This is a genomic window from Roseateles sp. AC306 (genome assembly GCF_979253795.1).
The window spans coordinates 25,437-50,827 of record NZ_CEEDEB010000021.1 but is presented as its reverse complement, the minus strand read 5'-3'; the positions used below and the strand labels follow the sequence as shown (position 1 = coordinate 50,827).

The window sequence follows — 25,391 nt, the reverse complement described above, 5'->3', positions numbered from 1 at the left end:
AGCGCGGCCGGCCATTTCAGTGCTCAGCCAGTGGCTCCGGCGCCCCAAGCGCAGAGATCACCTCCAGCATGCCGCGCACCTTGAAGGGCTTGAGCAGCAGGCGGCAGACGTCGAGCTGCTTGAGGCGCAGCGCCAGCTCCACGTCGCAACTCGTGGCCGTGACGGCAATCGGCACGTCGGCCGGGTGCAAGGCCTCGCCGGCGCGCACGCGGCGCACCAGCTCCAACGCCTCGCCGTCGTCGTCGAGGGCGATCAGCAGCGCATTGAAGCGGCGCTCGGTCAGCAGCTTCTCGGCATGCGCCGCGCTGGTGGCTTCCTGCACGTCGGCCAGGCCCATCTCGCGCGCCATCGTCGACACCGTGCGGCGCATGACGAACTGCGGCTCGACGAGCAGCAGCCGGCCGCTGGGGGAGATGCGCGCGTTCATGCGCCAGCCTCCTGCCCGGCCAGCTCGGCCAAGGCCAGGTCGCGCAAGGTGCCGAGGATGGCGCGGTCCATTGCGTCGAACTCGCGCGGCTTGATGTCGATGAGGCAAAGCGTGCCGATGGCAGCGCCGCCCGGCATGGTCAGCGGCGCACCGATGTAGAAACGGATGAAGGGCGCGCCGACGACGAGGGGGTTGTCGGCAAAGCGCGGGTCGCGCAGCGCGTCCATGACCTGGAACAGCTCCGACTGCACGACGGCATGGCCGCAGAAGGAGATGTCGCGCCCGGTCTCGCAGGCGTCCAGCCCGACCCGGGCCTTGAACCACTGGCGGTCGCGGTCGACGAGGCTGATCAGCGCAATGGGCATATCGAACTCGGCGGCCGCGAACTCGACGAGGCGGTCGAAGCGCTCCTCGGGCGGCGTGTCGAGGATGAGCAGCTCGCGCAAGGCGCGCAGCCGTTCTTCATCGTTGGCGGGAATGGGTGCGGGCAGCATGCAGGGCTCCATCAGACGCGGGTCAGTTTAGGTTTGTCACGGGCAGAATTGCGTGGATGAGCGAATCCGTCCGCGTCGTCGGCGCCAGCATCCAGACCGAGCTGCCGGTCATCATTGCCGAGCTCGGCCCCATCGCCGACCGCCTGCAGCTGGCCCGCGAGGCCATCGACGAACTGCGCATCAGCCATCCGCAGTCGCCCGAGTCCAATGTGAAGGCGGCCTACATGAGCCCATGGAAGAGCCATCTGCTCAACCAGAAGCTGATGCCGCTGTGTGCCAGCGTCGTCGAGATCGCCAGGGCGGCCGCGCCCAAGGCCTGGTCGGGCGACCTGGACGCGCTGGGGCTGGACCTGCTGGTCACGCACTGCTGGGGCGCCATCTACGAGCAGGCCGACTACACCGCGCCGCACAACCACTGGCCGGCGGACCTGAGCTGCGTCGTCTATCTGGAGGCCGAGCCCGGGTGCGCGCCGCTGGTGTTCTCCAAGACCAGCGCCTACCAGCCCAGGCCGGCCACGCTGGTCATGTTCCCCGGCATCGCGATGCACGAGGTGCCGGCCACGCCGGGGCGCCGCGTCGTCGTGGCGATGAACCTGTTCAAGCAGCTGGGATTGAACCCGGAGCCGCCGGCAGGCTGAGCCGCGCGCGCAGGCCGGGGCCGCCGTGCGCGTCCAGCAGCAGCAGCTGGCCGCCATGGCGGGCGGCAATGTCGGCCGCGATGGCGAGGCCCAGGCCGCTGCCGGTGCCCGCCGCAGTGCCGCCGCGGCGGAAGCGCTGCATGGCGGCGGGCCGGTCGGCCGGCGCGATGCCGGGTCCGTTGTCCTCGACCTCCAGCCACGCGCCGTCCAGCCCGCTGCCGCAGCGCACCGTGATGCGGGCGCTGGCGCCGGCATAGCTGACGGCGTTGTGGATGAGGTTCTCCAGCGCCTCGCGCAGCAGGAAGGCGTGGCCGAGGCACGGCGCCTCGGCCAGCTCGAAGCCGAGGTCCACGTCGCTGGGCAACGTGCGGTGGGCCCAGTCCTGGCCGCTCTCGGTGGCGATGTCGCGCAGGTCGATGCGTTGGCCGACGTCGACGCTGCGGTCTTCGGCGCGCGCCAGCGACAGCAGCTGCTGGGCCAAGCGGGCACTGCGCACGACGCGCTGGCGCAGCCGCTCCAGCAGCGGGTCGACGCGCTGGTCATGCGGCTCCAGCATGGCCAGCTCGATCTCGGTCTGCAGCGAGGTCAGCGGTGTGCGCAGCTGGTGGGCGGCGTCGGCCAGGAACTCGCGCTGCACGCCGGCGGCGCGGTCCAGGCGCTCGAAGAGGCGGTTGAAGGCGGCCTGCAGCGGCGCCAGCTCGCGCGGCAGGCGGGCCGTCAGCGGCGTCAGGCGGTGCAGGTCGCGGCGCTCCAGCTCGGCGCTCAGGCCGGTCAGCGGCGTCAGGCCCTGGCGCACTGCCCACCAGCCGGCCAGTGCCAGCAGCACGGCCAGCGTGACGCCGTTCAGCGCGACGTAGGTGGCAATCTCGCGCTGCAGCGCATCGCGCTTGTGCAGCGTCTCGGCCACCAGCACCTGGCAGGCGCCGCCGCCACAGTCGCGCCCCAGCTGCACCAGGCGCAGCTCGCGGTCGCGCAGGCGCACGTCGCCGTAATAGGCCTTGCCAGGCGCCCGCATCTTGGGTCGGGGCTGGAGCTCGGCCAGGCCGGCGTCGCCCTGCATCACCTCGCCGCGCGGCCCAAGCACCAGGTAGAAGACATCGTCCTGACGGTCGAAGCGCAGCGCGCGGTCCATGGTGGCGCTGATGTCGATGCGCGGTTCGCCGCTGCGCAGGTCGATCTGGCCGGCCAGCGTCAGCGCGGTGTCTTCCAGGCCCTCGTCCAGCCAGCTCTGGGCGCTGCTCTGCACCTGTTGATACAGCGCTGCGCCCAGCACCGGCAGCACCACCAGCAGCGGCAGCATCAGCCAGCCGAACAGGCGGCGCTGCAGGCTGGAGCGCGAGCCTTCAGCCACGCCAGGCCACTTCAGATGATTTCTTCGAGCAGGTAACCCAGGCCGCGCACCGTGCGCAGTTGCACGCCGCCGGGCTCGATCTTGGCGCGCAGCCGCGACAGGCAGACCTCGATGGCGTTGTCGCTGACGCCCTGGTCCCAGGCATTGCTGGCCAGCGCGATGTGCTCCTTGGGCACGACCTTGCCGGCGCGCGCCATCAGGAAGCCCAGCACGTCCCACTCGCGGGCGGACAAAGCCAGCGGCTCATCCTCGATGTAGGCGCGGCGGGCCTCCTGGTCGATGCGCAGCCGGGCCAGCTGCAGCTGGTTGCTGGTGCGCGCCTGGCTGCGCCGCACCAGCGCCCGGGCGCGGGCGACGAGTTCGGTCAGCGCAAAGGGCTTGACGAGGTAGTCGTCGGCCCCGCCCTCCAGGCCACGCACGCGGTCTTCCACGGCATCGCGTGCGGTCAGGATGAGCACGGGCACGGCCAGGCCCTCGGCGCGCACACGGCGCAGTGTCTCGAAGCCGTCGATGCCGGCCAGGCCGATGTCCAGGATGAGCAGGTCGTAGGCGTCCTCGCGCAGCGAGCGCGGCACGGGCTCGCCTCGGGCGGTGCAGTCCACCACCCAGCCCTGCGAACGCAGCGCGCGGGCGGTGGTTTCGACGAGTTGTTCGTCGTCTTCAACGAGCAGGATGCGCATGGGTGGGCAGTATGGCGCGAGACGACCCGAGGCGCTGACGCAGGGCTGTCGCCGCGTCAGCCGTCGTAACTAGGCCAGATATGACGTCCGACGTCGTGTCATGACCAGCAGCAAGCCGGCAAGAGCAACGTCAACAGCAGCGTCAACCGCCGCCGAACTGCTTCAGCGCCTGCCTGAGCTTCTTGCGCCCATCGCTGTTGGTGCCGCGATAGGTCTTGAGCGCCAGTGCCAGGAACTGCTGCTCGGCGGGTGTCAGGCCGGTGGGCTCGCGCTCTTCGTCGATCCAGCCGGCGGGCTTGTGGCAGTGGTGCTCGATCTGGCGTGCCAGCTTGTCGCCGATGGGCCGGGCGCCGCTCTTGGCCATGGACCAGGTCGCGCCGCTGACGCCGATGCGCGCGGCCCAGGCGGCCTCCAGCCCCTTGGGCGGATCGCCCGCAGTGATGCGTTCTTCGGCAAAGGTCTGGAACAACGCGAGGGCGTTGAGCCGGCGGATGGTGGCTGGGCTGGACACGGCGTGAGGGCTTGGTGTTGTTAAAACACTTCACATGCATTCTAGGTGGCGCGCCGCGCTTGACCAAGGCGTGAACATTTTTCACAATACATGGATTCGCTCAACGCCGTTGGGCCACCGAACAACCCCCACCCGACCGAACCGCTTTCGCACCTCGCCATGAACCGCCACCTCTTCAACGTCATCGCACACCTCGGCTCCTTGAGCCGGCGCGATGGCGCCTGGATGGCGCTGGTCGAGGGACCGAAAGCGGAGGGCATGCAGCCCCAGGTCGGCTATGCCCACGACTACGGTCGTGATCGTCATGACATCCACACATCGGGAGAAGGTCCCGGCTGACGCCGCCCTTCCACGCTCTTTTGAGGCCCGGTATCCGCAAGGAACCGGGCCTTTTGTTTTGTTTTCGCTGTTCAACCGAACACCGCGACGGGGCTTCCTCGTCGCCGCTGCGCACGCGCAGCGCCTGCTCTTTCACAACTTGCATCGAGTGCCCGCCAACCACATCGGCGCGGCGCTCAAGACTGGCAGGCGCCGAGGTTCATCCTCGGCTGCCCTGCCCCATCTCGGGTGTGCCCACGCACAAGCATCGGCCGGCCCGGTGTGCATGTGCGCTCGGGCGGCCGCCTGTCGCGTGCAGCGACGCGATTCTGGTTTGCGCAAACCAGCGGCGTCGCGTGTGGACACAGCCGAGATGGCTTCTGCCCCGTTGGACTTCCGGTGAGGTCCTCGGCCCTTCAAGCCGAAGAGGCGGGTTCAACTCCCGCACGGGGCACCACTCCTCAACCCAAGCCTCTCGGCGAACTCACGCTTCGAGGGGCGCAAACCGGCCGCAACGATTGGGCGGCGTCGGAACCCGTCACCGACAACCTTTTCAGTCCGGGCGTAGCTCAGCCAGGTAGAGCATCTGCTTTGGGAGCAGAGGGTCGCACGTTCAACTCATGCCACCCGGACCAACCATTTCATGTCGCCATAGCTCAGTTGAAGAGCGCCGGTCTGTCGAACCGGAGGTCGCGGGATCAGGACCCGCTGGCGGCGCCATTACTTGCGTGCATTTGGGTGTGGCCGTCGCCTAGCGGCCCAAGGCTCGAGGTTGTGATCCTCGCATCGCCGGTTCGAATCCGGTCGGTCACCCCCAAGTGCATGTCGCCTCGGTAGCTCAGCAGGTAGAGCACCGGTTTGAAAAGCCGGGTGGGCAGGTTCGATTCCTGCCCGAGGCACCACGACACCAACGCCACATCGCGTCGGCCCTTTCCACCGTGCCAGCCCAAGAAAGGAAGTCACCATGCACGACGTTCTGCAGTTGGACATCACCGGCCTTCCCCAGGCCTGGATCTCGGTGGAGCAGGCCGCCTGCTTGGTCGCGACCGGCTCGGTCGTCTGGACCGCTGGCGAGCAGCCGCTCGCCGTGCTGCGCGGCGGCATCAACACCGCCACGGGCCACCAGTCGATGCTGGCCGTGCCACCCATCGTGGCCTTGCGTGGCGCGTCGAGGATCAACCTCTTCGACCTGACGCCCGCCTTCGGCAAGGGCAAGCTGCTCAAGCGCGACAGGCACACCTGCGCCTATTGCGGCGCCGTGCAGGACCACCGCGCGCTGACCGTGGACCACATCGTCCCGGCCAGCCGCGGCGGCCCGCTTAACTGGATGAACACGGTCGCGGCCTGCCGCGCCTGCAATTCCCGCAAGGGCGCCCGCACGCCGGACGAAGCGCGCATGCCGCTGCTTTTTGCGCCCTTCGTGCCCAGCCGCTTCGAGGACTTCATCCTAAAGGGCCGGCACATCCGCGCGGACGTGCACGACTGGCTGGCCGCACGCCTGCCGAAAGGATCGCGTCTGAGCTGAAAGGCTCGGGCGCCAACGAATCTGCCGAGGAAATCAGAGCGCTCACAGGTTGGGGTTCCCAAGCCCCGCTGGTGCGCCGAGACCGGGCCCGCCCGTCGTCTCGGCGTATGCCGCGCCTGCTGGAATCGGTTGATCTAGGAAAGACAAGGTGTCCCGCAAGGGTTGGGGTTCGAGTCCCTGCTTTCCTGCCACTGGATAGCTCATTGGTAGAGCAACGACCTCACACGTCGTCTGTTGCGGGTTCGATTCCCGCTCCAAACCTGGCCTGAAAAACCAGACCAACCGGTCGCAAGACCACCCCGCCGAACGTGCGCACCGGCCTTGGCCGGACCCGCGCATCAGCGGCCCTTGCTCGCGCGCCGGGCAAGCGGGGCTCTGTTGCCACGGCCAGCCGCGAATGCCTTCAGGGAGGAGGCATTGAACGCGCACCGTGGCGCCAGGCCCTGGCATCCGGCGCCCGCACGGGTTGCTGTAACGGCACCCTCATCCCACCCCTCGTCACCAACAAGGAGAACACCATGACGATCAAGCGTGTGACTGTGAAGAAGAACGAGCGCGGCATCCTGCTGCGCAATGACGATTTCGAGCGCGTGCTGCAACCGGGCACGCACTGGCTGTTCGCCGGCCTGGACACGCTGAAGGTCGAGCTGTTCGCCATCAGCTCGCCGGCCTTCGTGCACCCGCTGACTGACTACCTGATGGCCAGGGAGCCCGAGGTCGTCGCGGCGGAGTTCCTGCGCGTCGAACTCGGCGAGCACGAAGCCGGCCTGCGCTCCGAGAACGGCGTGCTCGTCGAAGTGCTGCCGCCCGCCACGCGACGCCTGTACTGGCGTGGCCTGGTGGACGTGCAGGTCGAGGTGATCGACCTGCGCACGTCCGCCGAGCTGCCGGCCGCCCTGGCCACGCGACTGGCGCAGCCGCAACTGCGCCCGCGCGCGGTGACCGGCCTGGCCGGTGTGCTGCAGGTGGAGGTGCCGGCAACCGGTGCCGGCCTGCTGCGCGTGGACGGCAAGGTGGAGCGGCTGCTCCCGGCGGGCAGCTACGCCTTCTGGAAGTTCGGCCGCAACGTGGCGGTGGAACTGGTCGACCTGCGGTTGCAGGCGCTGGAGGTGACGGGCCAGGAAATCCTGACTCGCGACAAGGTCGCGCTGCGGCTCAACCTGTCGGCCACCTGGCGCTACCTCGACGTGCTGCGCGCGTTCGAGCAACTGGCCAAGCCGGCCGACCACCTCTACCGCGAGCTGCAGTTCGGCTTGCGCGCGGCGGTGGGCACGCGCACGCTGGACGAGCTGCTGGAGAACAAGTCGGTCATCGACGAGGTCGTGACCGCCCAGGTCACCGCCAAGCTGGCCGGCTACGGCCTGCAGCTGGACGGCGTGGGCGTGAAGGACATCGTGCTGCCGGGCGAGATGAAAGCCATCCTCGCCCAGGTGGTGGAGGCCGGCAAGGCGGCCGAGGCCAACGTGATCCGCCGCCGCGAGGAAACCGCGGCGACGCGTTCCCTGCTCAACACGGCCAAGGTGATGGAGGACAACCCCGTCGCCCTGCGCCTGAAGGAGCTGGAAACGCTGGAACGCGTGGCCGAGCGCATCGACAAGATCTCCGTGTTCGGAGGTCTGGACCAGGTGCTCAACGGGCTGGTGAAGCTGCGTTGACACCACGCCCTGCCGCCTCGTGCGGCAGGGTTTTTGATCAACGACGCAGTGAGGCGGGTTCGAATCACGTCGCGTCCATCAACGCAACCTGAATCGAGTACCTCATGAAGACCAAACGACTGACATCCGCGCAGCAACGCCGCCTCGCGTGGACACCACAAGGTGTGGGCCTTGCGCCGGAGCTCTATGCGGCGGCGCTGCGCCACCTGTTCGACCGGCCCGTCCCCCCTGACTCGGCACAGGACTGGTACTGGGACATCGACGCGCCCGAGTTCGAAGCGACCCCGCTGGAATGGACTCGCATCCAGGCGGTACTGTTCGCCAACGCGGGCACCGACCTGGCGGCCTACAGCGACGAGCAAGTTGGCCTCGGCCTGAACTACGTCATGAGCAGCGGCATCAGCGATGTGCCGTTCGCCGCAACTGACGCGAGCGTGCCGCTTGATGAAGCCATGCGAATGATGCAGGCCATGCCCGCGCTCTGGCGCGACTGCATCGGGCCGCGGCTGGCCCATGTGCACGCGCCCGTCGGCGCTTCGCCAGGCCGGCTCGGCTATGTCTGCTACATGTGGTTCGACGTCTGGCCGACCTTCTGGAATGCGCAGCACGAGCCCCGGTGGCAAGAGGCGGTGTGGCAGGTCCTGCGCGAGATGCTGGACGTGCCCTGCCGCGAGGTCCAGATCGCGGCGCTGCACGGCATTGGCCACGAGGCCACCCGCCTCAACCGACGCGACGAGATCGACCGCACCATGGCCACATTCATCCGTTCGATCGACCCCAACGATCAAAACCTCAAGAACTACGCGGAAGCTGCACGCCAAGGCATGGTGCAGTGACGCATGAAGGAATCAACATGGAACCCCAACACATCCACGAAGACGTCCCCGGCGGTGTGCCGCTGAAGATGTGGACGCAGGGCGTGCCCGTCGAGCCGCAGGCTAAGCGCCAGTTGCAGAACGCGGCCCGTCTGCCCATCGTCTTCAAGCACATCGCCGCGATGCCGGACGTGCACTTCGGCATCGGCGCGACGGTCGGCTCGGTCATCCCCACCGTCAAGGCCATCATCCCGGCCGCCGTCGGTGTGGACATCGGCTGCGGCATGATGGCCTGCAAGACCACGCTCAGGGCGGAAGACCTGCCCGACAACCTCGGGCCGCTGCGCTCGGCCATCGAGCGCGCCGTGCCGCACGGCCGCCAGCCCGGCAGCCGCGACCCCGGTGCCTGGCAGAAGGCACCCGGCTCGGTCAACACGGCCTGGGCGCAGCTGGAGCCCGAGTTCACCGAGCTGTGTCGCGACTACCCGAAGATCGCCAAGACCAACCACATCCAGCACCTGGGCACGCTGGGCTCGGGCAACCACTTCATCGAGGTCTGCCTGGACGAGGCCGGCGCCGTGTGGTTCATGCTGCACTCGGGCTCGCGCGGCGTCGGCAACTTCATCGGCACGATGTTCATCGAGCTGGCCAAGCAGGACGCGATGCGTCATCAGGCGAATCTGCCTGACCGCGACCTGGCCTATTTCGAGGAAGGCAGCCGCTACTTCGGCGACTACGTCCGCGCCGTCGGCTGGGCGCAGAAGTTCGCGGCCACCAACCGCGAGGTGATGATGAAGCGCGTCATCGAGGCGGCCAAGACCGTCATCCACAAGAACTTCCAGAGCCACATCGAAGCGGTGAACTGCCACCACAACTATGTGCAGAAGGAAACGCATTTCGGCCAGGAGGTCTACCTGACCCGCAAGGGCGCCGTGAGCGCCAAGGCAGGGCAGCTCGGCATCATCCCCGGCAGCATGGGCGCGCGCAGCTACATCGTGCGCGGCAAGGGCCATGCGGACAGCTTCGAGAGCTGCTCGCACGGTGCCGGCCGCGTGATGAGCCGCGGGGACGCCAAGCGCCAGTTCACGCTGGCCGACCACCGCGCCGCGACCGAAGGTGTCGAATGCCGCAAGGACAAGGACGTGCTCGACGAGACACCCGCGGCCTACAAGGACATCGACGCCGTCATGGCCGCCCAGCGCGAGCTGGTGGAGGTCGTCCACACCCTCAAGCAGGTGGTCTGCGTGAAGGGTTAGCCAGCCATTCGCACTGCTCAGGGCGCCCGACTCCGGTCGGGCGCCCCTTTTTTTGGCCTTTGCGGTGTACGCCACGGGAGCATTCACGAAGGGCGAACGGCACCCGCCGGCACTACCATTGCCGCCCCTACGAGGTCGACATGAAACTGCTCGTCAAATTCAACCTGGTCTACCTGCTGGTCATGAGCCTGGGCATCGCCGTCAGCGGCTACATCGCCCGCCAGCTGCTGCAGGACAACGCGCAGAAGGAAGTCATCGGCAGTGCGCAGCTGCTCATGGAAAAGGCGCTGGCCGTGCGCGCCTATACCAACACGCAGATCAAGCCGCTGCTGGTCTCGCAGATGGCGCACGAGTTCCTGCCCCAGACGGTGCCCAGCTACTCCGCCACCGAGGTGCTGGGCACGCTGCTGGCCAAGCACCCCGAGTTCGCCTACAAGGAAGCGACGCTCAACCCCACCAACCCGCGCGACCGTGCCACGGAGTGGGAGGCCGACATCGTGGGTCAATTCAGGAGCGCCGCTGACCTGAAGGAAACCATCGGCACGCGTGACACACCGGCCGGCCCGTCGCTCTACATCGCCCGCCCGCTGCGCATCACCGACCCCGCCTGCCTGGCCTGCCACAGCAGCGTGGACGCCGCGCCCGCCACCATGGTCGCCAAGTACGGCCCCGCCAACGGCTTCGGCTGGAACCTCAACGAGGTCATCGGCGCGCAGATCGTCTCAGTGCCGTTGGGCGTGCCGCTGCAGCGCGCCGACAACGTCTTCAAGCTCTTCATTTCGTCGCTGATCGGCGTGTTCGTCGTCGTCGGCATCGTGCTCAACCTGATGGTGTGGATGCTGGTCGTGCGCCCCGTCACGCGGCTGTCGGCGCTGGCCGACCGCGTCAGCCAGGGCGACCTGGAGGCGCCCGAGTTCAAGACCAGCGGCCGCGACGAGATCGCCACGCTGTCCGACTCCTTCTCGCGCATGCGTGCCAGCGTCGTGCAGGCCATGAAGCTGCTGGATGCCTAAGCTGCAAATCAGCGACGCCGGGCGGGCCAAGCGCCGGGCCGCTCCCAAGCCGGCCTGCGTCCCCTCGGGGGACCGGCTTGCGTATTCGCGGGCCGAGGGGTCGACATGAAGCATCCAGCGCAGCTCGGCAAATACCGCATCACCGAAGTCCTCGGTGAGGGCGCGATGGGCGTCGTCTACAAGGGCTTCGACCCCGACATCCAGCGCACCGTTGCGCTGAAGACCATCCGCACCAACCTCGACGCCGACGACGACAGCCCCGGCGCACCCGCCTCGCGTTTTCGCAACGAGGCGCAGGCGGCCGGCCGGCTGGGCCACCCCGGCATCGTCGCCGTCTACGACTTCGGCCGCACCGAGCAGGTCGCCTTCATCGCGATGGAGTTTGTCGAGGGCCGCTCCCTCGCCAGCTACCTCAGCGCCAAGGTGCGCTTCACCGACAGCGACATTCCCGGCATCATGAGCCAGCTGCTCGACGCGCTGGGCCACGCGCACGAGAAGGGCGTCTGGCACCGCGACGTCAAGCCCAGCAACATCATCATGATGGCCAACGGCCGGCTCAAGGTGGCCGACTTCGGCATCGCGCGCATCGAGTCGCAGAACCTCACGCAGACCCACTACATGGTGGGCACGCCCAGCCACATGGCGCCGGAGCAGTTCCTGGGCAAGCCCATGGACCGGCGCGTCGACATCTATGGTGCCGGCGTCGTGCTCTACCAGCTGCTGACCGGCCGCGCGCCCTTTGCCGGCACGACCGAAGCCCTCATGTACAAGGTCGTCAACGAAGACCCGATGCCGCCGTCGATGGCGGAAGGCGCCGAGCGCCCGGGTTGGTTCGACGCCATCGTCGCCCGCGCGCTGGCCAAGCGGCCGGCCGACCGCTTCGCCGACACCGACGAGTTCAAGCAGGCGCTGCTCGATGGCGCCGGCAGCGGCATCGACGACACCGCCTGGGAACGCACGCTGATGATGGCGCCGCCGCGCCCGGCCCGGCCGCCCCTCTCGGCCACGATTGCGCCGCCCACCATCGCCCCGCCCTCCACGGCCGGCGGCTCCAGCGGCGCGCCGCCACCGACGCATTGGGACAAGGCCCAGCTCACCCAGGCCGAGCAAACGCTGGCCAAGCTCGTCGGCCCGCTCGCCAGCGTCCTCGTGCGCCGCGCGGCGCGCGAGTGCACCGACCTGAACGAGCTCTACGCCAAGCTGGCCGATCAGGTCAGCGACCCGAGGGCGCGGGACAGCTTCCTTGGCCAGGCCAGCCTGGTCACCGGCGGCAGCGTGAAGACGGCTGGTGGCACCAGCGGCGCGCCGCCCGGGTCCAAAGGTTCGGCCGGCACGGCCGGGTCAGCCAGCAGCGGCACCACCATTGGCGGGCCGCTGAACGACGCCGTGATGGAAAAGGCGCAGGCTCTGCTGGCCCAGCACGTCGGGCCCATCGCCAAGGTGCTGGTCAAGCGCGCCGCAGCCGGCATCGACAGCCGGGCCGTGTTCTTCAACCGGCTGGCCGAGGCCGTGAGTGATGCCGGCGCGCGGGAGAAGCTGCTGAGGGCGCTGGGCCGGCTGTCGTGACACCGGGCTCAGGGCGCCTTGAACTGCCGTTTCCCTGGACATTTCCTTCTCGGAACCCCCACGATTCGAGTGGCCGCGCAACCACGCGGGCTTGTAAGCGGCGCCGCGTCCTACCCACTCCGACGCTTGCTGACGCAAAAGTTCCGTCAGGCGCTTGGGGCAAGCGGTTTGCCGAAATAGCGCGTCAGTTGAACGGTGCCAGGTGTGGATCAAGGGCTTTGGATTGAACCTGTCGGAAAGTTGGTGATTGCCAGGATTCGCGGAGAGGCGACCGAGGCCTTGCTGTGGCGATGCCAGGCGAAGGTGCTTGAGATCGTTGCCAGTACTGGCAGTCGCTGTGTCCTCTATGACCTGCTGGAAGCCCACTCGCTCAGCGCGGATGCCGCCCTGTCCCAGGTCTATCTGGATGAGGGCGGCGCGGGTGTCGGACTGCGGCGCGCAATCGTCGTCCCGGACAGCCACCTTGCCTACATGGCGCGGCTGGCGTTCGGCGGTAGCGATCACCGGATTTTTTACTCCGACATCGCGGGAGCGTTCAAGTGGCTTGAACAGGAAGACAGCCCCTGTGCAGACGACACCATCGCCGCGATTGAGCCGCAGCACTCGCCTGTCCAGGCGCAGCACTGAACCGACGCGTCGTTCCTGCGGCTAACAGCGAGTTTGAAGCAGCGCGCGACGGCTCAGAGGCCCATCAGTTCGCTGGAGGTGCAGTCCCGACCACGCTCTTTCGAGAGGTAAAGCGCTCGGTCAGCCCGCTCGATCACTGCGTCCAGTGACTCCTCCGGGCGAGCCTGCGCAACGCCTGCGGAGAAGGTGTAGAAAATGCCGGCATGCGCCTTCAGCGTTTCCCGCACACGTTCGATGGCCGTGCAGGCGTCTGCCAGCTCCGTGCCAGGCAGCAGAAGCAGGAACTCCTCACCGCCGTAGCGCCCCATCGACTGGCCGGAACGCAGATGCGCCTGGGTGTGCTCGCAGAAATGCCGCAGCACGGCGTCGCCGCCGGCGTGTCCATGGGTGTCATTGATCTTCTTGAAGTGATCCAGGTCGAGCAACGCCACGGAGACCGGCTGGGAGTGCCGCCGGGGGTCGGCGAGGGCGCTGGCCGCGAGCTTGAGGATGTGGCGCCGGTTCGGGACGCCGGTCAGCTCGTCTGTGAATGAGGCCTGCACGGCGAGGTCGCGTGCATGCGCCAGCTCGGTCGCCATGCGCTGGTTGGCCCTCAGCAGGCGTTCGCAGTCGTCCTTCTGGTCGAGCAGCGCCTTGCGCTGCAGATACAGCGCCACGAAGGCGCCGACCTTGCTGGCCAGCACCAAGGGCGGGACCGGCTTCACCAGAAAGTCCACCGCACCGGTCTCGTAGCCTTGAAACGCGCGCGCGGCGTCCATGCTCGCGCCGGTCAGGAAAATGATGGGCACCTCCATCGTCCGCTCATCGCTGCGCATGGCCTCCGCCAGCTCAAACCCGTCGACACCGGGCATGTTGACGTCGACCAGCGCCAGGGCGAAGTCGTAGCGGCGCGTTTGCTCCAGCGCATCCGCGGCGGACGGCGCAGACACAACCTCGACGCCGGGCCGATCCAGGATCAACTTGGTGGTGGACAAGTTGTCCGGGTCGTCGTCGACGTGCAGGATGAAGGCGATCTCGCGGGCAGGCAGTGCGGGCTCCCAAGAGGATGTCGCCGCACCTTATCAAGGGCTTGAGCCCAAGTGGTGGCGCTGCAAAAGCTCTTGCAATGCTTTACAGCCCATCCCCCCAAATCTGCAGTCCGTCGCTCCCCGTTAGGTCCGCCCACGGGCCTGCAGATATGGTGTGCTACATCAGCAACACACCTCGGAGCACCCATGACTCCCACCTGGACAGACCAGGCACCGATCTACCAGCAGCTTGCCGACCGACTGGCCGTGCAACTGCTGGACGGCAGCCCCCCGGAAGGCGAGGCCCTGCCTTCGGTCCGCGCACTCGCCACGCAGTACGTCATCAACCCGCTGACCGTCACGCGGGCCCTGCAGGCGCTCAGCGAGCACGGCCTCATCGAGACGCGCCGCGGCCTGGGCATGTATGTGATGGCCGGCGCCCGGGAACGGCTGCTGCGCCATGAGCGCGAGCAGTTCCTGAAGAAGGACTGGCCCGCGCTGCGCGCCAAGCTCACGCGGCTGGGCCTGAGTGCCAATGATCTGAACTGGGAGTCGACATGAACCTCATCGAAGCCAAGAACCTGACGCTGCGCTACGGCAAGAAGACAGCGCTGAACGACGTGTCCGTCACCGTGCCCAAGGGCCGCGTGGTGGGCCTGCTGGGCCACAACGGCGCCGGCAAGACGTCACTGATGAAGGCCCTCGTCGGCCTGCTGCCGGTGCAGGGTGAACTGAGCGTGCTGGGCCTGGAGCCGACCAGGAACCGCCAGCAGTTGCTGACGGAGCTGAGCTACATCCCCGACGTGGCCGTGCTGCCGCGCTGGGCCCGCGTGCATGAGCTGATCACGCTGATGAGCCAGCTGCAGCCCAAGTTCTCGGCCGAGCGCGCCCGGGCGCTGCTCAAGCGCACCAGCGTGAGCGAGAACGACAAGGTGAAGAGCCTGTCCAAGGGCATGGTGGCGCAGACCCACCTGGCGCTGATCGCTGCCATCGACGCCAAGCTGATGATCCTGGACGAGCCGACGCTGGGCCTGGACGTGGTGTCGCGCAAGAGCTTCTACGAAATGCTGATCGACGAATGGTGCGACGGCGAGCGCAGCGTGCTGATCTCGACCCACCAGGTGGAAGAGGTCGAGGCGCTGCTGAGCGACGTGATCATGCTGGACGAAGGGCGCGTGGCGTTGTCGATCAGCCTGGAGGACATCGACCGCCGCTTCGTGGCGCTGAACCACGACCCGGCCGCCGCCGATGCGATGGCCGCCGCCCACCCGCTGCTGCGCTACCGCGAGCAGGGTCGCACGACGTCGCTGTTCGACGGCGCGCCGCCCGAGCACATCACCAGCCTGGGCCAGCGTGTGCGCCCCAGCCTGGTGGACCTCTTCATGGCGCTGACCCGCAACCCGGCGCTCAACAGCAAGCAAGCCTAAAAAGAAGGAGAAGATGCCATGAACAACCACATCCCCACCCTGCTGCAACGCGAATGGATGCAGCACAAGCGCGGCTGGCTGATCGCCGCGTTCGCCCCGCCCCTGCTCTTCCTGGCCATGCTGCCCTTCGGCAAGGTGACCGGCCTGCCGATGGACAGCCCCGAGCTGATGGCCGTGGGCATGGTGCTGATCAGCGCTTGCGCCGTCTACGGGATCTCGCTGCTGGTGGCGCTGTTCCAGTTGCCCGGCCTGGCGCGGCGCGACACGCAGGACCGCTCCATCGAGTTCTGGCTGTCGCTGCCCGGCCGGCCGAGCGAAAGCGTGATGTCGACCGTGATCGCCCATGCCTGGCTGGCGCCGCTGGGTGGCGCCATCGTCGGCGTGCTGTTCGGCATTCCCATCGCGATGAGCGTGCTGACCAGCCGCGCCGACTTCTCGACCGCGCTGGCAGTGAACTGGGGCGAGGTCATCCTGGCGTCGTCACCGCTGCTGCTGCGCGGCCTGGCCGGCACGCTGCCGCTGATGCTGTGGCTGGCGCCGGTGATCTTCGTGCTGATGGCCGCGTCGAGCTGGCTCAAGCGCCTGGGCACGCCGGTGGTGCTGATCGGCGGCGGCGTGGCCGTGGCCGTGCTCGACAAGGCCTACGACATCAGCTGGCCGATGAACGCGCTCAAGGGCCTCAACGAACACATCGCCCGCACCTTGGTTCACGACGGCAGGAGCCTGGCCGAGGCGATGCAGTCCGGCACCAACCTCGTCACCTGGGCCTTGCAGGACCTGGGCCACACGCTGGCCGACCTGGCCACGCTGGACTTCCTCGGCTGGATGGCCGTCGCCGCTGCGGCCTTCGCGCTGACCGTGATGAAGCGCGCCCGCGGCGGCTGATCAGGCCGTCGACGTCGACCCGGCCGGCGGCACGATGCGTGCCGCCATTTCCTTGCGGAACCGGTTCAACTCCTGCACGGTCGCGAAGCTGCGGTCCATCAGCAGGCTCATGTTGTGCAGGATGCGTTCGACGACCTTGTTCTCCCACACGCTGTCGAACTGGATCTGCTTGTCCAGCCAGTGTTCCAGCCACTCGGGGTCGGGCAGGCGGCTCTGGATGGTGTCGCGCGGGAACAGCGCGGCGTTGACGTGCAAATTGGTGGGGTGCAGCGCCTGTGCGGTGCGGCGGGCGCTGGCCATCAGCACGCCGACCTTGGCGAAGGCGGCGCGCGCCTCGTCGCCGAACTTGACCATCGCGCGCTTCATGTAGCGCAGGTAGGCGCCGCCGTGGCGGGCCTCGTCGCGCGACAGGGTTTCGTAGATGGCCTTGATGACCGGCTCGGTGTGCCACTCGGCCGCGCGGCGGTACCAGTGGTTGAGGCGGATCTCGCCGCAGAAGTGCAGCATCAGCGTCTCAAGCGCCGGGGCGGGGTCGAAATCGAAGCGCACCTCGTGCAGCTCGGCCTCGGTGGGCACGAGCTCGGGGCGGAAGCGCCTGAGGTATTCCATCAGCACGAGGCTGTGCTTCTGCTCCTCGAAGAACCACACGCTCATGAAGGCGGAGAAGTCGCTGTCGCCGCGGTTGTCGCGCAGGAACATCTCGGTGGCCGGCAGCGCCGCCCACTCGGTGATCGCGTTCATCTTGATGGTCTGCGCCTGTTCGTCGGAGAGCTGGCTGGCGTCGAACTGGTCCCAAGGGATGTCGCTGTCCATGTTCCATCGCACGGCTTCGAGTTGCTTGAACAGTTCCGGGTAAAGCATGGTGATTCCTCGTTTAGAGGGGAGATTCTAAAAGTTCGCGCCAGCGCTTCGTTTCCGGCGCGATGGCCGCGAGGCCATCAAGGCAGCGCACGCCCTGCGGCACCCCCGGCAAACGCAGTGCCCGGCTGCTGCCGCCGGCCCAGATTTCGACGCTTGCCGGCAACAGCTTGCGCAGTTCAGCCAGGCCGTCCAGCACTGCGCGGTTGGGCAACTGGCCGCTGAAGCTCAGCGCCACGACGTCGGCCCGGTGCGCGGCCACGGCGCCCGGCAGTTGGGGCGGCGGTGTCTGCACGCCGAGCGACAGGCAGGCCGCGCCCTCCAGGCTCAGCAGCGCCTCGGCCATCAAGAGGCCCAGCGCATGGCTCTCGCCGGGCAGCGTGGTCAGCAGCACCCGCGGGCCGTCACCGGGTGCCGCCGGCAGCGCATGGATGGCCTGCCGCAGCACCAGCTGCAGCGACTCGCTGTAGATGTGTTCCTGGAAGACCTGCAGCTCGCCGCTCATCCAGAGATCGCCGATGCGCGTCGTCAGCGGCGCGAAGACCTCGCCGATGCCGCCCGCAAGGCCACGGCGCAGCACCGCCTGCGACAGCAGGCGCCGCAGGCCATCGATGTCGTTGCTCTGCAGCAGCGCGGTGCAGGCGGCAATCTCGGGCGCCTCGACCGCAGCGCCCACATTGCTCTGCCCGGTGGCGGGCCGCAACAGCGCGGTCAGCTCCTGCGCAGAAGCCGCGACGACACGGCCCGGGCGATGACCGGCGTCCAGCAGGCGCTTGACGAGGTGCAGCCGGTGCACCTGCTCGGGCGGGTAGAGGCGCTCACCCGCCGCGTCGCGCCCGGGCACCGGGAAGCCATAGCGGCGCTCCCAGACGCGCAGCGTCTCCTTGTTGATGCCGGTCTCCCGCTCGACCGCCGTGATGCCCACGCCGGACGCTGGCATGCCCGCATCCGCAGCGTCGCCATCGACGTAGACCAGATGTTCAGCCATGCCACGCCCTTCCGGCAGCCAGTAGCTCCACCATCATCCGATCCATAATCTGTCCTGGACAAACATAAGACAACTTTCGTTGGTTGACCTAATATAGGCATGCCAGCCGAGATTTGAACTGGACAAAACATCAACATTTTGCTCTTCCTGTGCGCCACCAGCTTCCTTTCTCGGAACTGTTCGCGATCTGGAGCTTGAGCAGGAAAGCAGCGCCGGACATCCAATCATGACGACAACAATCGTCGCCCGAACCCGGTACAGCCCCGCAGAACTTCGTGCTTCCGGCCTGCACTCAGGCTACACAGCCAGTGAAAACCCCTGTCGTGCTCGAACGGAGGCGCTGCACACACCCACGGAATTCAGGCCGCTCAACCTCTCTGAGTCCAGAGCAGCAATCTCGAAGCCGTTCTCCTCCTCCTCCCTCCCTCCCTCGTTGGCTTCGAGGCGTTCTGCGGCCGCTTTTACAAACAGGGCCCGTGTCGGTGACGCGGGCCCTTCGTTTTCGCCCGGCGGCCACGCCTCGCCCGAGTTGCTGCGCCTGCTGAGTGGACGCGGGCATCCGCGCGCGCCGGGCGGCCACACAAAGAAGCGCATCGCCGTTGTCGGCGCTGGCATCGCCGGCCTGTCCGCCGCCTGGGCCCTGAGCGACCGCGCCCACGTCACGCTGTTCGAGGCCGGCTCCTGCGCGGGCGGCCACACCAACACGGTCGACGTGACGCTGGAGGGCATCACCCACGGCGTGGACACCGGCTTCCTCGTCTTCAACGAGCGCACCTATCCACTGCTGATCCAGCTCTTCGCCCAGCTCGGCGTGGCCACCGCCCGTAGCGACATGAGCTTCTCGGCCCAGGTGCCGGGTGACGGCATCGAGTGGAGCGGCAGCAGCCTGTCCACCGTTTTCGCGCAGCGCCGCAACCTGTTGCGGCCGGCCTTCTGGGGCATGCTGGCCGACCTGGTGCGCTTCAACCGCCTGTGCACGGCGCTGGCGGCCAGCGGCGAAGAGGCCGCGCTGGCCGAGCCCATCGGCGAGTTCCTGGCCCGCAACCGCTTCGGGCGCAGCTTCAGGGACTGGTACCTGCTGCCCATGGTCGCCTGCATCTGGTCCTGCCCGACGGCGCAGATGCTGCAGTTCCCCATCCGCACGCTGATCCGCTTCTGCCACAACCATGGCCTGCTGCAGGTCAACGACCGGCCACAGTGGTGGACGGTAGCGGGCGGTGCGCGCCATTACGTGGACGCCATGCTGCCCGCCATCCACGACGTGCGCCTGGGCACGCGCGTGCAGGCCATTCACCGGCCAGCGGCGGGCGGCGATGTCGTTGTGCAAAGCCCGCACGGCCGGGAGCATTTCGACGCCGTCGTCCTGGCCGGCCACAGCGACCAGAGCCTGGCGCTGCTCGCCCTGCCCACGGACGCCGAGCATCAGGTGCTGGCCGCCATTCGCTACCAGCCCAACATGGCCGTGCTGCACACCGATGCCAGCCTGCTGCCGCGCCGCCGCGCCGCCTGGGCTGCGTGGAACTACGAGAGCGGCAGCCGAAATGGCGATGACAGTGGGGCCGTCTGCCTGCACTACCTGCTCAACCAGCTTCAGCCGCTGCCCTGGCAGCAGCCGGTCGTCGTGTCGCTGAACCCGCTGCGCGAACCCGACCCCGCCCGCGTCATCGGCCGCTACGCCTACGCCCATCCCGTCTTCGACGATGGCGCCGTGCATGCGCAGGACCGGCTGGCCGACATCCAGGGGTCAGGCGGCGTGTGGTTTGCCGGCGCATGGACGCGTTATGGCTTCCACGAGGATGGCCTGCTGTCAGGCCTGAGCGCCGCGCAGGACGTCATCGACCGGGTGTTGTCATGACCAGCGCCTGGCTGGGCCGGGGCCAGGTGCGCCACCGCCGGCTGCGTCCGCGCGAGCACGCCTTCGACTACGCCAGCTACTTCCTGTGGCTGCCGATGCGCGCATTGCGTCGCGACGCTTCGGCGCCGCTGAACCGCAACGGGCGCGGCTGGCTCAGCTTCCACGACGCCGACCACGGCGAGGGTGGTGCCGATGCGCTGTGCTGGCTGGAGGCCCTGCTTGCAGCCGAAGGGATCGCCGATGCCGACGGCGAGGTCTGGCTGCAGACCTATCCGCGCGTGCTGGGCCATGTGTTCAAGCCGGTCAGCTTCTGGTTCTGTGAGCGCGCTGACAGTTCGCTCGCCGCCGTCGTCGTCGAAGTCAACAACACCTTCGGCGAACGCCATTGCTATCTGCTGCGTGGCCCGGAGCTGGCCTGGGGCCGTGAGCAGCATGCGGCCAAGGTCTTCCACGTCTCGCCGTTCTGCCGCGTCGAGGGCCGCTACCGCTTCCGCTTCATGCGTGCCGACGGCCGCGTCGTGGCCCGCGTGGACCACGACGACGCGCACGGCCCGCTGCTGCAAACCAGCCTGAGCGGCCACCTGCAACCGCTGACCCAACGCAGTGCCCGCGCCGCCTTCTTCGCCATGCCGGCGCTGACGCTGATGGTCGTCGCACGCATCCACTGGCAGGCGCTGAAGCTGACCTTCAAGCGCGTGCCCTTCTTCTCCAAACCCCAGCCGCCAGAGCGCTTTGTGACGCGCTGACCGCCATGACGACAACGACCTCCGCCCCCATCCTCACGCCCACCCTGCCCCGCCACGCGCGCCGCGTGCTGGCGCTGCTCAACCATCTGCAGCACGGCAGCCTGGACGTGCAGACGCCCGACGGCGAGATGCTGCACTTCGGCCAAGGGCGCGAACCGCGCGCGGCCATCCGCATCATTGACTGGCAGGTCTGCGCCGCCGCACTCGCGTCGGGCGATGTCGGCTTTGCCGAGAGCTTCGTCGACGGCCAATGGACCAGCCCCGACCTGCGCGCGCTGCTGGAGCTGCTGGTGCGCAACCGCACCGCCCTGGAGTCGCTCGTCTACGGCGGCTTCTGGGGCGGGATGCTGCACCGGGTGCGTCATTTGATGAACCGCAACACGCGCCAGGGCAGCCGCAAGAACATCCACGCCCACTACGACCTCGGCAACGCTTTCTACAAGCTGTGGCTGGACCCGACGATGAACTACTCCAGCGCCTGGTTCGACGGCGCGCCGGAACGTTCCCTGCCCGCCGCCCAGCAGGCCAAGATGCACCGGGCGCTCAGCGAGGCGGGCGTGACCGTCGGCAGCCGCGTGCTGGAGATCGGCTGCGGCTGGGGCGCCGTCGCCGAGGTGGCCGCACGAGACTTCGATGCCAGGCTGACCGGCGTGACGCTGTCGACCGAGCAGCTCGCCTGGGCGCAGGACCGCCTGCAGAACGCCGGACTCAGCGCCGACCTGCGCCTGCAGGACTACCGCGACATCGCCGATGAGCCCTTCGACGCCGTCATCTCCATCGAGATGTTCGAAGCGGTTGGCCGCGAGTACTGGGATGGCTACTTCCGCACCGTGCGCGACAAACTGAAGCCTGGTGGCCGCGCCTGCATCCAGAGCATCACGATCCGCGACGACCTGTTCGACCGCTACGTGCGATCGACCGATTTCATCCAGCAATACATCTTCCCCGGTGGCCTGCTGCCCAGCCCGAGCCAGTTCCGCGCCCACGCCAGAAAAGCGGGCCTGCGCGTCGTCAACGAGCTGGCTTTCGGTGCCGACTACGCCCACACGCTGCGCCAGTGGCGCGAGGCCTTCCTGAAGCGCGAGGGCACGGTGCGCGAGCTGGGCTTCGACACGCGCTTCATGCGGCTGTGGGAGTTCTATCTCGCCTATTGCGAAGGCGCCTTTGCAGCCGGCAACACCGACGTCATGCAGTTCACGCTGGTGCGGGACTGAGCCATGCGACGCCGCGCCGTCCTGGTCTCCTTCGCCGTGGTCACGCTCGCCCAGGCTTCCGCCGAACTGAACGGTCTGACGCGGCGCGGCCAGGCGCGCTTTCGCTTCCTGGGCCTGCACGTCTACGACATCCGCCTGTGGTCGGCCGCACCTGTGACGGCCGCGAACTGGCAGGAACAGCCGCTGACGCTGGAAATTGAATATGCCCGCAGCCTGGACGGCGCCGAGATTGCCAAGCGCTCGCTGAAGGAGATGCGCCACCAGGCTACCGTCAGCGACGCGCAGGCCCAGGCCTGGCTTGCCGAGATGCAGGCCGCCTTCCCGGATGTGAAGGCCGGCGACCGCATCAGCGGCAGCCATGAGCCCGGCGAGGCGGTGCAGTTCTTCGTCAACGGCCAGCCGCGCCGGCGCGTGGCCGACGCCACCTTCGCACGGCTGTTCTTCGGCATCTGGCTCAGCCCGCAGACTTCGGAGCCGGCGCTGCGCGAGAAGTTGCTGGCCGGTGATGGCAACCGTTGACCTGCCACTCGGCGACGGATTGCGCTACGGCGCGCTGGGCCTCGCGCTCGCCTTCGTCGCGCTGCCGCTCTACGTGCATCTGCCGGCCCACTACGCGACCCGCTTCGGCCTCCCGTTGGCCAGCCTGGGGGCGCTGCTGCTGGCCGCCCGCGCGCTGGATGCCATCGTCGACCCCTGGATAGGCCGTCTCTGCGACCGCGCCCTGGGCCGCCGAGCACTCGCATGGCAGCTGCCCGCCGCGGCGCTGCTGCTGGTGCTCGGCTTCACCGGGCTGTTCTTCCCGCAAGTGCAACAACCCACCGCGCTGCTGGCCTGGGCCGGCGCGGGCCTGGTGCTGACCTACCTCGCCTACAGCTGGCTGGCCGTGCTGCACCAGGCCTGGGGCGCGCGCCTGGGCGGCGGCGCCGCGAAACAGACTCGCGTGGTCGCTTGGCGCGAGGGCTTTGCGCTTGTTGGTGTCGTTAGCGCCAGCTTGCTGCCGTCCCTCTTCGGCTTCGGTATCACGACACTCGTGCTGGCAATTGCTCTGGCGTTGGGCCTGGCGGCGCTGAGCGCCGCACCCCGGCCGGAAATCAGCGGCGATGCGCCTGCACCGCTGGCCCTCGCCTGGCGCGTGCCCGAGTTCCGCCGCCTGCTTGCCGTCTTCCTGCTCAACGGCATCGCCGCCGCCGTGCCGGCCACGTTGCTGCTCTTCTTCATCGACGACCGGCTGCGCCTGCCCGAGTCGCAAGGCCTGTTCCTCGCCAGCTATTTCATCGCCGCCGTCGTGTCACTGCCCGTGTGGTTGCGCGTCATCGCCCGCCTGGGCCAGCCGCGCGCCTGGGCGCTTGGCATGGCACTGGCCGTCGCGGCCTTCGCGTGGGCGGCGGCCCTCGGTGCGGGCGACCGCCTGGGCTTCCTCGCGGTCTGCATGGCCAGCGGCGCAGCCCTGGGCGCCGACCTCGCCATCCCCGGCGCGCTGCTGGCCGGCGTCATTCAGCGCGCCGGCATGGCAGGCCGCGCCGAGGGCGCGTTCTTCGGCTGGTGGAACGCCGCCACCAAGCTCAACCTGGCGCTGGCCGCCGGCCTCGCGCTGCCCCTGCTTCAGGCCCTCGGCTATTCGCCCGGCCAGCGCGACCCGCAGGCCCTGCAGGCGCTCACCATCGCCTACTGCCTGCTGCCCTGCGCACTCAAGCTCGCCGCCGCCGCGCTGCTGTATCGCTACTTCATCACCACGCCATGAACCGACGCCTGCTGTTGACCACCTTCGCCGCGATCACGCTGACCGGCTGCGCCAGCGCACCTACGCCCGAGGACTACGCCGCCGAGAAACCCGTGTTGGACCTGAAGACCTACTTCAACGGCCCGCTGACGGCCCACGGCCTCTTCACCGACCGCGCCGGCAAGGTGCAGCGCCGCTTCGTCGTGCGGTTGGTGGGCCGCTGGCAGGGTGATGTCGGCACGCTGGAGGAAGACTTCAGCTACAGCGACGGCAAGACGGAGCGCCGCGTCTGGACCATCACGGCCCTGGGCAACGGTCGCTACAAGGGCACGGCTGCCGACGTCATCGGCGATGCGGCCGGCGAGGCGCGCGGCAACGCACTGCGCTGGAGCTACACGCTTCGCCTGCCCGTCAATGGCACCACCTACGACGTGCAGTTCGATGACTGGATGTTCCTGATGGACGACAAGGTCATGTTGAACAAGGCGCGCATGAGCAAGTTCGGCTTCCACGTCGGCGACGTGACCTTGTCGTTCTACAAACCATGAGCGCCGCGCCGGGCCGCCGCAAGCAAGCTCGCTCCCGCTTGGCGGGACTGGCCGAAGGCCGAAGGGTGCTCCAGTGAGCCTCAACCCGCGGCTGCGCGACTGGCAGGGCAAAACGGTCTGGCTGATCGGCGCGTCCAGCGGCATCGGTCGCGCGACCGCGGGTGCGCTGCACGCAGCCGGCGCGCGCGTCATCGTGTCGGCGCGGCAGGCAGCGCTGCTGAACGAGTTCACCGCCCTGCACCCGGGGAGCCACGCGCTGCCGCTTGACGTGATGGACCTGCCCGCGCTGCAGGCCGCCGTGGCTGAGATCGGCGTGCCGGACTTGTGCGTCTACTGCGCCGGCTACTACCGGCCGATGACGGCAGACAGCTTCGACCTTGCCGACGCGCGTCGCCACTTCGACGTCAACCTCGTCGGCGCGCTGAACCTGCTGGACACGCTGCTGCCCCGCCTGCTGGCAGCCGGGCGCGGCCACCTCAGCCTGGTCTCCAGCGTGGCCGGCTATCGCGGCCTGCCCAAGGCGCTGGCCTATGGCCCGAGCAAGGCGGCGCTGACGCATCTGGCCGAGGCGCTCTACCTCGACCTGCATCCGCGCGGTGTCGGTGTGTCCGTCATCCACCCCGGCTTCGTGAAGACGCCGATGACGGCGCAGAACGAATTCGCCATGCCAGCCGAGATCAGCCCCGAACAGGCCGCCAAGGCGATGCTGGCGGGCTGGGCCGCGGGCGAGTTCGAGATCCACTTTCCCAAGCGCTTCACGCTGGCGATGAAGGCACTGCGCCTGCTGGGCGACAGTGCCTACTTCCGGCTCGTCAGCAAGGCCAACCGATGAGGCATGCCGACCCGCGGGCCGCCGCCTTGATCTCGCAGTACGAGGCGCTGACCGTCGCCGGCCTGGACGCACTCGTCGCCCTGTATGCCGAGGGCTGCCACTTCAAGGACCCCTTCAACGACGTGCGCGGCCGCGCGGCGGTGCGGCGCGTCTTCCAGCACATGTTCGAGACGGTTAAGGCGCCTCGCTTCGTCGTCAAACAAGCGCTGGTCGAAGGCGAGCAATGCTTTCTGGCGTGGGACTTCCACGCCGACGACCTCGTCATCCGCGGCGCCAGCCACCTGCGGTTCGACACCACCGGCCTCGTCGTCGATCACCGCGACTACTGGGACGCGGCCGAGGAGTTGTACGAGAAGCTGCCGGTGCTGGGCGCCTTGATGCGCTGGCTGAAGAGCCGACTTCGGGCAGCGTAGTGCATGCCCGCGCGACTGCCGT

The 25,391-nt window shown here is 68.3% G+C and carries 28 protein-coding genes and 6 tRNA genes; 26 read left to right on the top strand and 8 right to left on the bottom strand.

What is annotated here, in order from left to right:
* Positions 1-16: 16 nt before the first annotated feature.
* Entirely contained in the window at positions 17-427 is a 411-nt protein-coding gene (locus AC0IZJ_RS26265; protein ID WP_471854858.1) for a hypothetical protein, read from the bottom strand.
* Positions 424-921 (bottom strand): GAF domain-containing protein, encoded by a 498-nt coding sequence (locus AC0IZJ_RS26260; RefSeq protein ID WP_471854856.1) that lies wholly within the window; start codon positions 919-921, stop codon positions 424-426. The genes AC0IZJ_RS26265 and AC0IZJ_RS26260 overlap by 4 nt, the downstream gene beginning before the upstream one ends.
* Positions 922-977: 56 nt before the next feature.
* Here AC0IZJ_RS26260 and AC0IZJ_RS26255 point away from each other — a divergent pair, with 56 nt between their 5' ends.
* A complete protein-coding gene (locus tag AC0IZJ_RS26255; protein WP_471854854.1) occupies positions 978-1,559 on the top strand; it encodes a 2OG-Fe(II) oxygenase family protein in 582 nt (193 codons plus the stop codon).
* On the opposite strand, the gene AC0IZJ_RS26250 is transcribed toward AC0IZJ_RS26255, so the two are convergent.
* The 3 genes from AC0IZJ_RS26250 to AC0IZJ_RS26240 form a co-directional block, all read right to left on the bottom strand.
* Positions 1,519-2,910: a sensor histidine kinase gene (locus tag AC0IZJ_RS26250; protein ID WP_471854852.1), complete on the bottom strand. Its 1,392-nt coding sequence runs from the start codon at positions 2,908-2,910 to the stop codon at positions 1,519-1,521. The two genes, AC0IZJ_RS26255 and AC0IZJ_RS26250, sit on opposite strands and share 41 nt — an antisense overlap.
* Positions 2,911-2,921: 11 nt before the next feature.
* Positions 2,922-3,590: a response regulator gene (locus AC0IZJ_RS26245; protein WP_471854850.1), complete on the bottom strand. Its 669-nt coding sequence runs from the start codon at positions 3,588-3,590 to the stop codon at positions 2,922-2,924.
* A 142-nt stretch (positions 3,591-3,732) separates the two neighbouring features.
* Entirely contained in the window at positions 3,733-4,101 is a 369-nt protein-coding gene (locus AC0IZJ_RS26240; protein ID WP_471854849.1) for a hypothetical protein, read from the bottom strand.
* Positions 4,102-4,260: 159 nt separating this feature from the next.
* Between AC0IZJ_RS26240 and AC0IZJ_RS26235 the strand changes: the two genes are divergently transcribed.
* From AC0IZJ_RS26235 to AC0IZJ_RS26170, 14 genes are all read left to right on the top strand, one after another.
* The gene (locus AC0IZJ_RS26235) at positions 4,261-4,440 is read left to right on the top strand and encodes a hypothetical protein (protein WP_471854847.1); all 180 of its coding nucleotides are present in this window, start codon (positions 4,261-4,263) and stop codon (positions 4,438-4,440) included.
* A 361-nt stretch (positions 4,441-4,801) separates the two neighbouring features.
* Positions 4,802-4,876 (top strand) — tRNA-Glu (locus AC0IZJ_RS26230).
* Positions 4,877-4,977: 101 nt separating this feature from the next.
* A tRNA-Pro gene (locus tag AC0IZJ_RS26225) sits at positions 4,978-5,054 on the top strand.
* Positions 5,055-5,064: 10 nt separating this feature from the next.
* A tRNA-Asp gene (locus AC0IZJ_RS26220) sits at positions 5,065-5,139 on the top strand.
* A 20-nt stretch (positions 5,140-5,159) separates the two neighbouring features.
* A tRNA-His gene (locus AC0IZJ_RS26215) sits at positions 5,160-5,232 on the top strand.
* A 14-nt stretch (positions 5,233-5,246) separates the two neighbouring features.
* Positions 5,247-5,321 (top strand) — tRNA-Phe (locus tag AC0IZJ_RS26210).
* Positions 5,322-5,383: 62 nt separating this feature from the next.
* On the top strand, positions 5,384-5,944 hold the full coding sequence (locus AC0IZJ_RS26205; protein WP_471854845.1) for an HNH endonuclease: 561 nt from the start codon (positions 5,384-5,386) through the stop codon (positions 5,942-5,944).
* Positions 5,945-6,137: 193 nt separating this feature from the next.
* Positions 6,138-6,201 (top strand) — tRNA-Val (locus tag AC0IZJ_RS26200).
* A 261-nt stretch (positions 6,202-6,462) separates the two neighbouring features.
* A complete protein-coding gene (locus tag AC0IZJ_RS26195) occupies positions 6,463-7,599 on the top strand; it encodes a slipin family protein (RefSeq protein ID WP_471854843.1) in 1,137 nt (378 codons plus the stop codon).
* 104 nt (positions 7,600-7,703) lie between these two features.
* A complete protein-coding gene (locus AC0IZJ_RS26190) occupies positions 7,704-8,435 on the top strand; it encodes a hypothetical protein (RefSeq protein WP_471854842.1) in 732 nt (243 codons plus the stop codon).
* Positions 8,436-8,452: 17 nt separating this feature from the next.
* Positions 8,453-9,670, top strand: a complete 1,218-nt coding sequence (locus tag AC0IZJ_RS26185; protein WP_471854839.1) for an RtcB family protein — start codon at positions 8,453-8,455, stop codon at positions 9,668-9,670.
* A gap of 140 nt (positions 9,671-9,810) precedes the next feature.
* The gene (locus AC0IZJ_RS26180; RefSeq protein ID WP_471854836.1) at positions 9,811-10,683 is read left to right on the top strand and encodes a c-type heme family protein; all 873 of its coding nucleotides are present in this window, start codon (positions 9,811-9,813) and stop codon (positions 10,681-10,683) included.
* A 105-nt stretch (positions 10,684-10,788) separates the two neighbouring features.
* The gene (locus tag AC0IZJ_RS26175) at positions 10,789-12,249 is read left to right on the top strand and encodes a serine/threonine-protein kinase (RefSeq protein WP_471854833.1); all 1,461 of its coding nucleotides are present in this window, start codon (positions 10,789-10,791) and stop codon (positions 12,247-12,249) included.
* A gap of 243 nt (positions 12,250-12,492) precedes the next feature.
* Positions 12,493-12,876 carry a hypothetical protein gene (locus tag AC0IZJ_RS26170; RefSeq protein ID WP_471854831.1) on the top strand — a complete coding sequence of 128 codons (384 nt, stop codon included), beginning with the start codon at positions 12,493-12,495 and terminating at the stop codon, positions 12,874-12,876.
* Positions 12,877-12,929: 53 nt separating this feature from the next.
* On the opposite strand, the gene AC0IZJ_RS26165 is transcribed toward AC0IZJ_RS26170, so the two are convergent.
* Entirely contained in the window at positions 12,930-13,877 is a 948-nt protein-coding gene (locus AC0IZJ_RS26165; protein ID WP_471854874.1) for a GGDEF domain-containing response regulator, read from the bottom strand.
* A gap of 213 nt (positions 13,878-14,090) precedes the next feature.
* Between AC0IZJ_RS26165 and AC0IZJ_RS26160 the strand changes: the two genes are divergently transcribed.
* The 3 genes from AC0IZJ_RS26160 to AC0IZJ_RS26150 are packed head-to-tail and all read left to right on the top strand — an operon-like array spanning position 14,091 to position 16,195.
* Positions 14,091-14,444, top strand: a complete 354-nt coding sequence (locus AC0IZJ_RS26160; RefSeq protein ID WP_471854828.1) for a GntR family transcriptional regulator — start codon at positions 14,091-14,093, stop codon at positions 14,442-14,444.
* A complete protein-coding gene (locus tag AC0IZJ_RS26155) occupies positions 14,441-15,310 on the top strand; it encodes an ABC transporter ATP-binding protein (protein WP_471854826.1) in 870 nt (289 codons plus the stop codon). The genes AC0IZJ_RS26160 and AC0IZJ_RS26155 overlap by 4 nt, the downstream gene beginning before the upstream one ends.
* Before the next feature lie 18 nt (positions 15,311-15,328).
* Complete coding sequence (locus AC0IZJ_RS26150) at positions 15,329-16,195, top strand: hypothetical protein (RefSeq protein WP_471854823.1); 867 nt, start codon at positions 15,329-15,331, stop codon at positions 16,193-16,195.
* On the opposite strand, the gene AC0IZJ_RS26145 is transcribed toward AC0IZJ_RS26150, so the two are convergent.
* The gene (locus AC0IZJ_RS26145) at positions 16,196-17,056 is read right to left on the bottom strand and encodes a ferritin family protein (protein WP_471854820.1); all 861 of its coding nucleotides are present in this window, start codon (positions 17,054-17,056) and stop codon (positions 16,196-16,198) included.
* A gap of 13 nt (positions 17,057-17,069) precedes the next feature.
* Complete coding sequence (locus AC0IZJ_RS26140; protein ID WP_471854817.1) at positions 17,070-18,041, bottom strand: MerR family transcriptional regulator; 972 nt, start codon at positions 18,039-18,041, stop codon at positions 17,070-17,072.
* A gap of 529 nt (positions 18,042-18,570) precedes the next feature.
* Between AC0IZJ_RS26140 and AC0IZJ_RS26135 the strand changes: the two genes are divergently transcribed.
* From AC0IZJ_RS26135 to AC0IZJ_RS26100, 8 genes are all read left to right on the top strand, one after another.
* On the top strand, positions 18,571-19,896 hold the full coding sequence (locus AC0IZJ_RS26135; protein ID WP_471854814.1) for an NAD(P)/FAD-dependent oxidoreductase: 1,326 nt from the start codon (positions 18,571-18,573) through the stop codon (positions 19,894-19,896).
* Positions 19,893-20,642 carry a DUF1365 domain-containing protein gene (locus AC0IZJ_RS26130; protein ID WP_471854812.1) on the top strand — a complete coding sequence of 250 codons (750 nt, stop codon included), beginning with the start codon at positions 19,893-19,895 and terminating at the stop codon, positions 20,640-20,642. Before AC0IZJ_RS26135 ends, AC0IZJ_RS26130 begins: the two co-directional genes overlap by 4 nt.
* A 5-nt stretch (positions 20,643-20,647) precedes the next feature.
* Positions 20,648-21,856, top strand: coding sequence for a class I SAM-dependent methyltransferase (locus AC0IZJ_RS26125; protein WP_471854809.1), 1,209 nt, complete (start codon positions 20,648-20,650; stop codon positions 21,854-21,856).
* A gap of 3 nt (positions 21,857-21,859) precedes the next feature.
* A complete protein-coding gene (locus tag AC0IZJ_RS26120) occupies positions 21,860-22,375 on the top strand; it encodes a chalcone isomerase family protein (protein WP_471854806.1) in 516 nt (171 codons plus the stop codon).
* On the top strand, positions 22,362-23,597 hold the full coding sequence (locus AC0IZJ_RS26115) for an MFS transporter (protein WP_471854804.1): 1,236 nt from the start codon (positions 22,362-22,364) through the stop codon (positions 23,595-23,597). The genes AC0IZJ_RS26120 and AC0IZJ_RS26115 overlap by 14 nt, the downstream gene beginning before the upstream one ends.
* The gene (locus tag AC0IZJ_RS26110) at positions 23,594-24,124 is read left to right on the top strand and encodes a DUF3833 domain-containing protein (protein ID WP_471854801.1); all 531 of its coding nucleotides are present in this window, start codon (positions 23,594-23,596) and stop codon (positions 24,122-24,124) included. Before AC0IZJ_RS26115 ends, AC0IZJ_RS26110 begins: the two co-directional genes overlap by 4 nt.
* 73 nt (positions 24,125-24,197) lie before the next feature.
* The gene (locus AC0IZJ_RS26105) at positions 24,198-24,956 is read left to right on the top strand and encodes an SDR family NAD(P)-dependent oxidoreductase (RefSeq protein WP_471854798.1); all 759 of its coding nucleotides are present in this window, start codon (positions 24,198-24,200) and stop codon (positions 24,954-24,956) included.
* Positions 24,953-25,369 carry a nuclear transport factor 2 family protein gene (locus AC0IZJ_RS26100; protein WP_471854796.1) on the top strand — a complete coding sequence of 139 codons (417 nt, stop codon included), beginning with the start codon at positions 24,953-24,955 and terminating at the stop codon, positions 25,367-25,369. The genes AC0IZJ_RS26105 and AC0IZJ_RS26100 overlap by 4 nt, the downstream gene beginning before the upstream one ends.
* Positions 25,370-25,391: the final 22 nt, after the last annotated feature.

Bases quoted from the DNA above. Each gene is read 5' to 3' on its own strand.
- AC0IZJ_RS26265 (WP_471854858.1), bottom strand. From the start codon at position 427: ATGAACGCGCGCATCTCCCCCAGCGGCCGGCTGCTGCTCGTCGAGCCG.
- AC0IZJ_RS26260 (WP_471854856.1), bottom strand. From the start codon at position 921: ATGCTGCCCGCACCCATTCCCGCCAACGATGAAGAACGGCTGCGCGCC.
- AC0IZJ_RS26255 (WP_471854854.1), top strand. From the start codon at position 978: ATGAGCGAATCCGTCCGCGTCGTCGGCGCCAGCATCCAGACCGAGCTG.
- AC0IZJ_RS26245 (WP_471854850.1), bottom strand. From the start codon at position 3,590: ATGCGCATCCTGCTCGTTGAAGACGACGAACAACTCGTCGAAACCACC.
- AC0IZJ_RS26235 (WP_471854847.1), top strand. From the start codon at position 4,261: ATGAACCGCCACCTCTTCAACGTCATCGCACACCTCGGCTCCTTGAGC.
- AC0IZJ_RS26205 (WP_471854845.1), top strand. From the start codon at position 5,384: ATGCACGACGTTCTGCAGTTGGACATCACCGGCCTTCCCCAGGCCTGG.
- AC0IZJ_RS26195 (WP_471854843.1), top strand. From the start codon at position 6,463: ATGACGATCAAGCGTGTGACTGTGAAGAAGAACGAGCGCGGCATCCTG.
- AC0IZJ_RS26190 (WP_471854842.1), top strand. From the start codon at position 7,704: ATGAAGACCAAACGACTGACATCCGCGCAGCAACGCCGCCTCGCGTGG.
- AC0IZJ_RS26185 (WP_471854839.1), top strand. From the start codon at position 8,453: ATGGAACCCCAACACATCCACGAAGACGTCCCCGGCGGTGTGCCGCTG.
- AC0IZJ_RS26180 (WP_471854836.1), top strand. From the start codon at position 9,811: ATGAAACTGCTCGTCAAATTCAACCTGGTCTACCTGCTGGTCATGAGC.
- AC0IZJ_RS26175 (WP_471854833.1), top strand. From the start codon at position 10,789: ATGAAGCATCCAGCGCAGCTCGGCAAATACCGCATCACCGAAGTCCTC.
- AC0IZJ_RS26160 (WP_471854828.1), top strand. From the start codon at position 14,091: ATGACTCCCACCTGGACAGACCAGGCACCGATCTACCAGCAGCTTGCC.
- AC0IZJ_RS26155 (WP_471854826.1), top strand. From the start codon at position 14,441: ATGAACCTCATCGAAGCCAAGAACCTGACGCTGCGCTACGGCAAGAAG.
- AC0IZJ_RS26150 (WP_471854823.1), top strand. From the start codon at position 15,329: ATGAACAACCACATCCCCACCCTGCTGCAACGCGAATGGATGCAGCAC.
- AC0IZJ_RS26145 (WP_471854820.1), bottom strand. From the start codon at position 17,056: ATGCTTTACCCGGAACTGTTCAAGCAACTCGAAGCCGTGCGATGGAAC.
- AC0IZJ_RS26140 (WP_471854817.1), bottom strand. From the start codon at position 18,041: ATGGCTGAACATCTGGTCTACGTCGATGGCGACGCTGCGGATGCGGGC.
- AC0IZJ_RS26130 (WP_471854812.1), top strand. From the start codon at position 19,893: ATGACCAGCGCCTGGCTGGGCCGGGGCCAGGTGCGCCACCGCCGGCTG.
- AC0IZJ_RS26125 (WP_471854809.1), top strand. From the start codon at position 20,648: ATGACGACAACGACCTCCGCCCCCATCCTCACGCCCACCCTGCCCCGC.
- AC0IZJ_RS26120 (WP_471854806.1), top strand. From the start codon at position 21,860: ATGCGACGCCGCGCCGTCCTGGTCTCCTTCGCCGTGGTCACGCTCGCC.
- AC0IZJ_RS26115 (WP_471854804.1), top strand. From the start codon at position 22,362: ATGGCAACCGTTGACCTGCCACTCGGCGACGGATTGCGCTACGGCGCG.
- AC0IZJ_RS26110 (WP_471854801.1), top strand. From the start codon at position 23,594: ATGAACCGACGCCTGCTGTTGACCACCTTCGCCGCGATCACGCTGACC.
- AC0IZJ_RS26100 (WP_471854796.1), top strand. From the start codon at position 24,953: ATGAGGCATGCCGACCCGCGGGCCGCCGCCTTGATCTCGCAGTACGAG.